This window comes from Aeromonas sp. R6-1, from assembly GCF_040908165.1.
In the GTDB taxonomy this organism is placed as follows: domain Bacteria; phylum Pseudomonadota; class Gammaproteobacteria; order Enterobacterales; family Aeromonadaceae; genus Aeromonas; species Aeromonas caviae.
In genome coordinates, this window is record NZ_JBFODF010000028.1 from 1 (window position 1) to 7,120 (window position 7,120).

General features: G+C 60.8%; 4 protein-coding genes, 9 tRNA genes and 1 pseudogene. 3 read left to right on the top strand and 11 right to left on the bottom strand.

All coding sequences use genetic code 11. The features are described 5' to 3' along the window. The 7 genes and pseudogenes from AB5Y68_RS08275 to gltX all read right to left on the bottom strand — a co-directional run. Positions 1-242: pseudogene (locus AB5Y68_RS08275) on the bottom strand (IS1595 family transposase); the annotation flags it as partial. A 118-nt stretch (positions 243-360) separates the two neighbouring features. Further along, a tRNA-Ala gene (locus AB5Y68_RS08280) sits at positions 361-436 on the bottom strand. A gap of 34 nt (positions 437-470) precedes the next feature. Beyond that, a tRNA-Ala gene (locus AB5Y68_RS08285) sits at positions 471-546 on the bottom strand. Positions 547-594: 48 nt separating this feature from the next. Then, positions 595-670: transfer RNA gene (locus tag AB5Y68_RS08290), tRNA-Ala, on the bottom strand. A gap of 63 nt (positions 671-733) precedes the next feature. Continuing rightward, a tRNA-Ala gene (locus tag AB5Y68_RS08295) sits at positions 734-809 on the bottom strand. A 28-nt stretch (positions 810-837) separates the two neighbouring features. Next, positions 838-913 (bottom strand) — tRNA-Ala (locus AB5Y68_RS08300). A 367-nt stretch (positions 914-1,280) separates the two neighbouring features. After that, the gene (gene gltX, locus AB5Y68_RS08305; protein WP_114523158.1) at positions 1,281-2,696 is read right to left on the bottom strand and encodes a glutamate--tRNA ligase; all 1,416 of its coding nucleotides are present in this window, start codon (positions 2,694-2,696) and stop codon (positions 1,281-1,283) included. 263 nt (positions 2,697-2,959) lie between these two features. Here gltX and AB5Y68_RS08310 point away from each other — a divergent pair, with 263 nt between their 5' ends. The 3 genes from AB5Y68_RS08310 to AB5Y68_RS08320 all read left to right on the top strand — a co-directional run bounded on the left by AB5Y68_RS08310 (position 2,960) and on the right by AB5Y68_RS08320 (position 6,324). Then, entirely contained in the window at positions 2,960-5,062 is a 2,103-nt protein-coding gene (locus AB5Y68_RS08310; protein WP_368207076.1) for a methyl-accepting chemotaxis protein, read from the top strand. 99 nt (positions 5,063-5,161) lie between these two features. Then, positions 5,162-5,821 carry a LysM-like peptidoglycan-binding domain-containing protein gene (locus AB5Y68_RS08315; protein WP_010675484.1) on the top strand — a complete coding sequence of 220 codons (660 nt, stop codon included), beginning with the start codon at positions 5,162-5,164 and terminating at the stop codon, positions 5,819-5,821. A 293-nt stretch (positions 5,822-6,114) separates the two neighbouring features. Continuing rightward, a complete protein-coding gene (locus AB5Y68_RS08320) occupies positions 6,115-6,324 on the top strand; it encodes a cold-shock protein (RefSeq protein WP_005297820.1) in 210 nt (69 codons plus the stop codon). 405 nt (positions 6,325-6,729) lie between these two features. On the opposite strand, the gene AB5Y68_RS08325 is transcribed toward AB5Y68_RS08320, so the two are convergent. From AB5Y68_RS08325 to AB5Y68_RS08340, 4 genes are all read right to left on the bottom strand, one after another. Continuing rightward, positions 6,730-6,805, bottom strand: a tRNA-Gly gene (locus AB5Y68_RS08325). Between the two features lie 24 nt (positions 6,806-6,829). Continuing rightward, positions 6,830-6,905, bottom strand: a tRNA-Gly gene (locus tag AB5Y68_RS08330). Between the two features lie 38 nt (positions 6,906-6,943). Next, positions 6,944-7,019, bottom strand: a tRNA-Gly gene (locus tag AB5Y68_RS08335). Positions 7,020-7,043: 24 nt separating this feature from the next. Next, positions 7,044-7,119 (bottom strand) — tRNA-Gly (locus AB5Y68_RS08340). Position 7,120: the final 1 nt, after the last annotated feature.

Genomic DNA, 7,120 nt, shown 5'->3' on the forward strand with positions numbered 1-7,120 from the left:
AGGAGGGAGCTGGTTCGCCGACACTGCTTACAACGGTAACGACGCAGCCCACGGCTCCAGCCCCAGGGGGCCAGCTGGGTGGCATCCGCCTGGCAGTGGGGACAGCCGCAGCATGTGGGTAACTGGGCATGGAGGGACGTAATCGGGTGTGGAGCGGCGAGCTCATGCTGAGCGACACGGCGCTGACGCAGAGTAAGTAATGGAAAGAGGGACAACAGGTGTTGGAAGGCTGGCGTATCCATGATGAAGGTCCTCGTGGTGATGACCTACTTCCAGATTAGCCTTCCAACACATAATTGGGACAGCGCCAAACAAAAAGGCCACCGCGATGCGGTGGCCTTGGTGCTTTCTTGCGAAAGATGGTGGAGCTACGCGGGATCGAACCGCGGACCTCTTGCATGCCATGCAAGCGCTCTCCCAGCTGAGCTATAACCCCGATGTGTGTGAGTGACGCTGAATCACTCTGAATTTGGTGGAGCTACGCGGGATCGAACCGCGGACCTCTTGCATGCCATGCAAGCGCTCTCCCAGCTGAGCTATAACCCCAAATTCGGTACTGAATGAATGGTTCTGGCGGCCATTCATCCTCAATAATGGTGGAGCTACGCGGGATCGAACCGCGGACCTCTTGCATGCCATGCAAGCGCTCTCCCAGCTGAGCTATAACCCCACAAAGGTCGGCCTGGGTGATACACACCGCACTGCCCTGGGTACTTCATATCAATCGGGAACCTGGTGGAGCTACGCGGGATCGAACCGCGGACCTCTTGCATGCCATGCAAGCGCTCTCCCAGCTGAGCTATAACCCCTTGGATTCCAGATTGTTCGAGGAGAATTTGGTGGAGCTACGCGGGATCGAACCGCGGACCTCTTGCATGCCATGCAAGCGCTCTCCCAGCTGAGCTATAACCCCAACTCACCTCGGCGCTACCAAAGTTATCTCTGGCAACGGAGGCGCATGATAGGCATCACCCGCTTTGCTGTCAACCCAAAATTCTCGCCCACTGGAGCGTTTAGTCAAAATTCAGGCAGTTAGCTGTTTTTACCGCCAACCTCGTCGCTATGTCGCTGTTTTACGTCGCAAATCCGCTTGAGGCCAAAATACGAAGGGCCCCCGTCAGGGAGCCCTTTTCATGCCATGGCCGATGTTTATTCAGCGGCCATGCGCGCGTCGATATACGTCAGGGCGCGGTCGATACGGGCGAGGACCCGCTCCTTGCCCACCAGCGCCATCACGGCGTCGGCGATGCCAGGGGACTGGCCCGTACCGGCGCTCTGAATTACTCGGCGGCCATGCGCGCTTCGATATACGCCAAAGCGCGATCGATACGGGCGAGGACCCGCTCCTTGCCCACCAGCGCCATCACGGCGTCGATGGCAGGAGACTGGCCCAGACCGGTGACGGCCACACGCAGCGGCATGCCGACTTTGCCCATGCCCTGACCCAGCTCGGCGGCGGTCGCTTCAATCAGCTCGTGCAGCGCCTCGGTGGTCCAGGTCTCCAGGGCCGCCAGCTTGGTCTTGGCCAGCGCCAGCGGCTCGGCAGCCACACCGCGCAGGTGCTTCTTGGCAGCGGCTTCGTCAATGGCTTCGTACTCTTCGAACAGGTAGCGGCTCTGGGCAGCCACCTCCACCAGGGTGTTGCAGCGCTCGGCCAGCAGGGTGACCACGTCGGCCAGCGCCGGGCCATTGCTGGTGTCGATCTGCTGGTGTTCCATGTGCCAGGCCAGGTGCTTGGCCACATAGGCCGGATCCAGGCTGCGCATGTAGTGGTTGTTCAGCCACAAGAGCTTGTCGGTGTTGAAGGCGGAGGCGGACTTGGAGATGGCATCCAGGCTGAACAGCTTGATCATCTCGTCGAGGGTGAAGATCTCCTGATCCCCGTGGGACCAGCCCAGACGCACCAGATAGTTCAGCAGCGCTTCCGGCAGGTAACCGTCGTCGCGGTACTGCATGACGGAGACGGCGCCGTGGCGCTTGGAGAGCTTGGCGCCGTCGTCACCCAGGATCATGGAGACGTGGGCAAACTCCGGCACCGGCGCGTTCAGGGCCTTGTATATGTTGATCTGGCGCGGGGTGTTGTTGATGTGGTCTTCCCCACGCACCACGTGGGTGATCTCCATGTCCCAGTCATCGACCACCACGCAGAAGTTGTAGGTCGGCGCGCCGTCGGTACGGCGGATGATCAGATCGTCCAGCTCGGTGTTGGCGAACTCGATGCGGCCACGGACGTGGTCATCGAACACCACGGAGCCTTCGGTCGGGTTGCGGAAGCGAATGACGTGCGGTGCATCGGCCGGATGATCGTGGGCGCCATCCCGGCACTTGCCGTCATAGCGGGGCTTCTCGCCGTTGGCCATCTGGCCTTCGCGCAGCGCTTCCAGCCGCTCCTTGGAGCAGTAGCACTTGTAGGCGCGGCCGTCAGCCAGCATCTCGTCGATCAGTGCGTTGTAGCGATCGAAGCGCTTGGTCTGGTAGTAGGGGCCCTCATCCCAGTTCAGCTCCAGCCATTCCATGCCCTCAATGATGGCGTCGATGGCCTCCTGAGTGGAACGTTCCAGATCGGTATCCTCGATACGCAGCACAAACTCACCGCCCTGGTTCTTTGCAAACAACCAGGAATAGAGTGCGGTACGGGCACCGCCGACATGCAAAAAGCCGGTCGGGCTGGGAGCAAAACGGGTTTTGACTTTCATCTTTAAGCCTTGTGTAGAGGGCCTTGGGCCAATTCGTTAAAAAAACCGTCGCATTTTAGCACCGACAATGACGGATGGGAAAACCATGGCGAGGCAGAGGGGAAAATAGGGTCTATTCCCGCAAAAACCGCTGTTTTAGAGTGATGTCTCAGAATTTTCCCTTTTTTCCCGCTTAGCTAGGCGAGGTCGCTGGAGAGATCTCCCGCACAGCCGATACTTCAGTCACCCCGTCAACGAACCCTCAACGATACAAGGAACGCGCGATGCAGTTTCGTTCTATCCAGAATCGTATCCTGGTACTGGCCGGTGTCGCCATGACCACGGCCCTGGTCATCCTGATCCTGCTCAACCAGTATTCAGGCCGGCAGACCCAGCAGCTCACCATCGACTCCAGTCGCGCCGCCCTGCAACAGGAGGCGTGGCAGAAGGTGAGTGCCAACGCCCGTGCCGAGGCCGCCACCATCACCCAGCTGCTGCAAAAGGGGCTCTCCTACACCCAGCAGATGGCCAGCGTCTTCGCCCGCCAGCAGGAGGGCAAGCTGCCGCTGGATCGCCAGCAAGCCACCGACCTGCTCAAGGCCCAGCTTGCCCTGGAGCCTCAGCTCTATGGCGCCTTCGCGGGCTTCGAGCCCAACGGCTTCGACGGCCAGGACGAAAGCTTCGCGGGACAGGCAGCCCTTGGCAGTGACGACAAGGGGCGCTTCGTTCCCTATTTCTATCGCGACAAGGATCAGATCGGCAGCGATCTGCTGCTCTCCATCGAGAAGAGCGATCCGGACGAGTTCGGCAACCCGGCCAACGACTACTACGCCTGCCCGAAACGGGAGGGGCGCCCCTGCCTCATCGACCCCTTCAAGGTGGACATCAACGGCCAGCAGGTGCTGGTGAGCACCATCACCACCCCCATCCTTGTGGATGGCCGGTTCAAGGGCATCGCCGCGCTGGATTTGGCGGTGGACTCCATCAGCCGTCAGGCCCAGTCTCTCAATAGCAACATCTATGACGGCAAGGGGGAGACCCTGATCGTCAGCGCCGCCGGCGTCATCACCGGTACCAGCGGCGACGCCAGCCTGCTCGGCAGCCGCGCCGACAAGGTGCTCAGCAACGGCTGGCAGCAGTACCTCAAACCGGACGTGCAGCGCCAGGAGCTCGACGATGCGTTTCGCATCTCGGTGCCCATCGCGGTGCCCGGCATGGCCCGCAACTGGGCCATCATCGTCACCCTGCCCTACAAGGTGGTGCTGGCGGGAGCGGACGAGCTGGCACGCCAGCTCACCGACATGAACCGCGCCGCCATGACCCAGCAGCTCATCGGTGCCCTCATCGTACTGGCGCTGGCCCTTGGCACCATGCTGGTCATTGCCCGCAGCATCACGGGCCCCATCCGCCAGATGGTCAGCCTGGTGGATGACATCGCCGACGGCGACGGAGATCTCACCAAGCGTCTGGAGAGCCGCTCCCGGGACGAGCTAGGGGCCCTGGCCCGGGGCATCAATCGCTTCATCGACAAGCTGCAGGCCCTGCTCGGGGATGTGCAGAAGACCGCGAGCGAGGTCCATCGCCACGCCGGGGATACCGATCGCATCGCCGGCCAGACCGACAGCAACCTGCAGCATCACCAGGCGGAAATGGAGCAGATGCTGACCGCGGTACAGGAGATGTCCTATGTCAGCCAGGAGGTGGCCACCCACGCCAACAACACCGCCGACTCCGCCAAGCAGGCCCAGAGCGCGGCGGACGAGGGCAAGGTACGCTTCCAGCGGGTGATCCACTCCATGCACAAGGTGGCCGCCGAGGCGGGCAAGGGCGCCGAGGTGGTGGAAGGGCTGGCGCACGACAGCGAGCAGATCACCAGCATCCTCACCGTCATCCAGGGGATCGCCGATCAGACCAACCTGCTGGCGCTCAACGCCGCCATCGAGGCGGCCCGGGCCGGCGAGCAGGGGCGCGGTTTTGCGGTGGTGGCCGACGAGGTGCGCAAGCTGGCGGGCAACACCCAGCAGGCGGTGCAGAATACCCAGGAGCTGATCGACAAGATCCGCCACAGCTCCACCAACGCGGTCAATGCCATCCAGCAGAGCCAGCAGCTGACCCATCAGGCGGTGGGGGAAGCGGATCAGGCGGAGGCGGCCCTCGGCAGCATCTTCCAGGCCATCGCCACCATCAACGACATGACCTACCAAATCGCCTCCGCCGCCGAGGAGCAGAGCTCGGTTTCCGAGACTGTCTCCGGCAATCTGTCAAAAACCAGCGCACTGGCCAACGACATCGCCAGGGACGCCACCAGCACGGCCAACGCCAGTCAGGCCTTGCGTCAGGCGGCGGAACGTTTGCAGCAATTGTTGGGTCAGTTTCGTCTCAGCTGATAATTTTCATGCTCCGGACTCTCCCCCTCGGGGACGAGTCCGTTTACCATAGGCGGCATATTTGCCTGATGGCAGGCAATGTAGTGAGAGGTAAATGCCGTGCCCACCCCGGACCGTCGCCCACGTGGCCATAACAGACGAGCCCAGCAGCGTCGCCAAGACGAATCACAAGGAACCCTGCTCCAACGTATCAACGCGGCTACCCTGCCCCTGCGCCAGCGTCTCGGCCAGGGCATGAGTGGCCTGGGTCAGCGCAACAAGGAGCCGAAGGCGGCCTCGTTCAAGCTGGCAAGCCCCCTGCCCCGCAAACACACCATAGGGTTGCTGGTGCTGATCCCGCTCTGGCTGCTGGTGCTGGCCTGGGAGCCCGCCCCCGCCGCCCCGACCACGGCGCCATCAGGCTCTCTGGCTGTGCCCCTGGCCGTGCCGGCCCAGGCCCTGACCGTCGGCAACGCCGGTGAGCCCCAGGCCGCCAAGCCCGTCGAGGAGAAAGTGGATGGCACCTGGTTGCAGCACGACGTGCAGGCCGGTGAAACCCTCTACTCCATCTTCCGCAAGTTCGAGCTACCGGGGGCCGAGCTCAGCCGGCTCATCGCCATCGAAGGGCCGGACAGGCCGCTGACCCGGCTGCAGTCGGGCAAGTCGGTGTTCATCCTGGTGGACACCAGCCGCCGCATCCAGCGGGTCGAGGTCCGCTCTCTCGGTCAGGTCAGCTACCGCTACGACCGCCAGGGGGAAGGGTTCGCCCTCAAGGAATAAGGGGGCTCGACCACCCCCTTATGCAGACGGGAGGCCATGGCCTCCCGTTTTTTTTGATGTGAAGCATGAAACAAGCTGCTGACTTCACAATACTTTTAGCTCGCTCAAAAAATGAAAAGTGCCAAATTGACAAGGGATCGGGCTCCAGTACAATCGGTCAGGCTTTAGACAGGGATTGTGCTACATGCTACTGGGACAAAGAGACGTGGTCAGTCATGCTTCAACCCCTGACTTCCAGGCAAATGCTGCCCAACCAGGCTTAGTTTCATTTTGTTATAGATAGGACTTACCACATGTCTGACATTCGCACCGGCCAAGTAAAATGGTTCAACGAAACCAAGGGTTTTGGCTTCATCGAGCAATCCCAGGGACCGGACGTTTTCGTTCACTTCTCCTCCATCCAGAGCGCAGGTTTCAAGACCCTGGCTGAAGGTCAAAAAGTCCAGTTCACTGTGACCCAGGGCAAAAAAGGCCCTCAGGCCGAGAACGTCACCGTTATCTGAGCCAGCGCCAGTGAACCCGTAGGAGGAGCCATCGCCCCTCCTATTTTTTTGCCCGCGATTTCCCCTCCCCGATCGGCAGAGCTCTTGCCGGGCTTGCCATCCCCACCTGCAAGCCGTTTATGGCCGCCACAGCCGCTATAAATCAAAATGATGAGTTTTGGGTAAATGCCCCGGTTTTAACTTATAGCGAGCCACTGTCTGTCATTCAGGCCCTGCCAAGCCTGTTAGCCGACCGCAAAGGGTTGTGCCCGATCTCCGGGAGGCTATTAGCAAGCAATACATCTTGGTCTTATGACTTGGGATGTGCGGGGAAGAGAGAAATCAGGCAAACGCCGGATACGACAAATCATCGCGGCGCGATGTGATGGGCAATTCAAAGGGATTATGAGGACGTCGAAGAGAGATTGGAGCGGGAAACGAGACTCGAACTCGCGACCCCGACCTTGGCAAGGTCGTGCTCTACCAACTGAGCTATTCCCGCAACAGGATGTCATCTGCAAGTGATTGGAGCGGGAAACGAGACTCGAACTCGCGACCCCGACCTTGGCAAGGTCGTGCTCTACCAACTGAGCTATTCCCGCAACGGAATATCACTTACACATATCTACCGGACACTGTTTGGAGCGGGAAACGAGACTCGAACTCGCGACCCCGACCTTGGCAAGGTCGTGCTCTACCAACTGAGCTATTCCCGCAACAGAATGTCATCTGCAAGTGATTGGAGCGGGAAACGAGACTCGAACTCGCGACCCCGACCTTGGCAAGGTCGTGCTCTACCAACTGAGCTATTCCCGCA

Bases quoted from the DNA above. Each gene is read 5' to 3' on its own strand.
- gltX (WP_114523158.1), bottom strand. From the start codon at position 2,696: ATGAAAGTCAAAACCCGTTTTGCTCCCAGCCCGACCGGCTTTTTGCAT.
- AB5Y68_RS08310 (WP_368207076.1), top strand. From the start codon at position 2,960: ATGCAGTTTCGTTCTATCCAGAATCGTATCCTGGTACTGGCCGGTGTC.
- AB5Y68_RS08320 (WP_005297820.1), top strand. From the start codon at position 6,115: ATGTCTGACATTCGCACCGGCCAAGTAAAATGGTTCAACGAAACCAAG.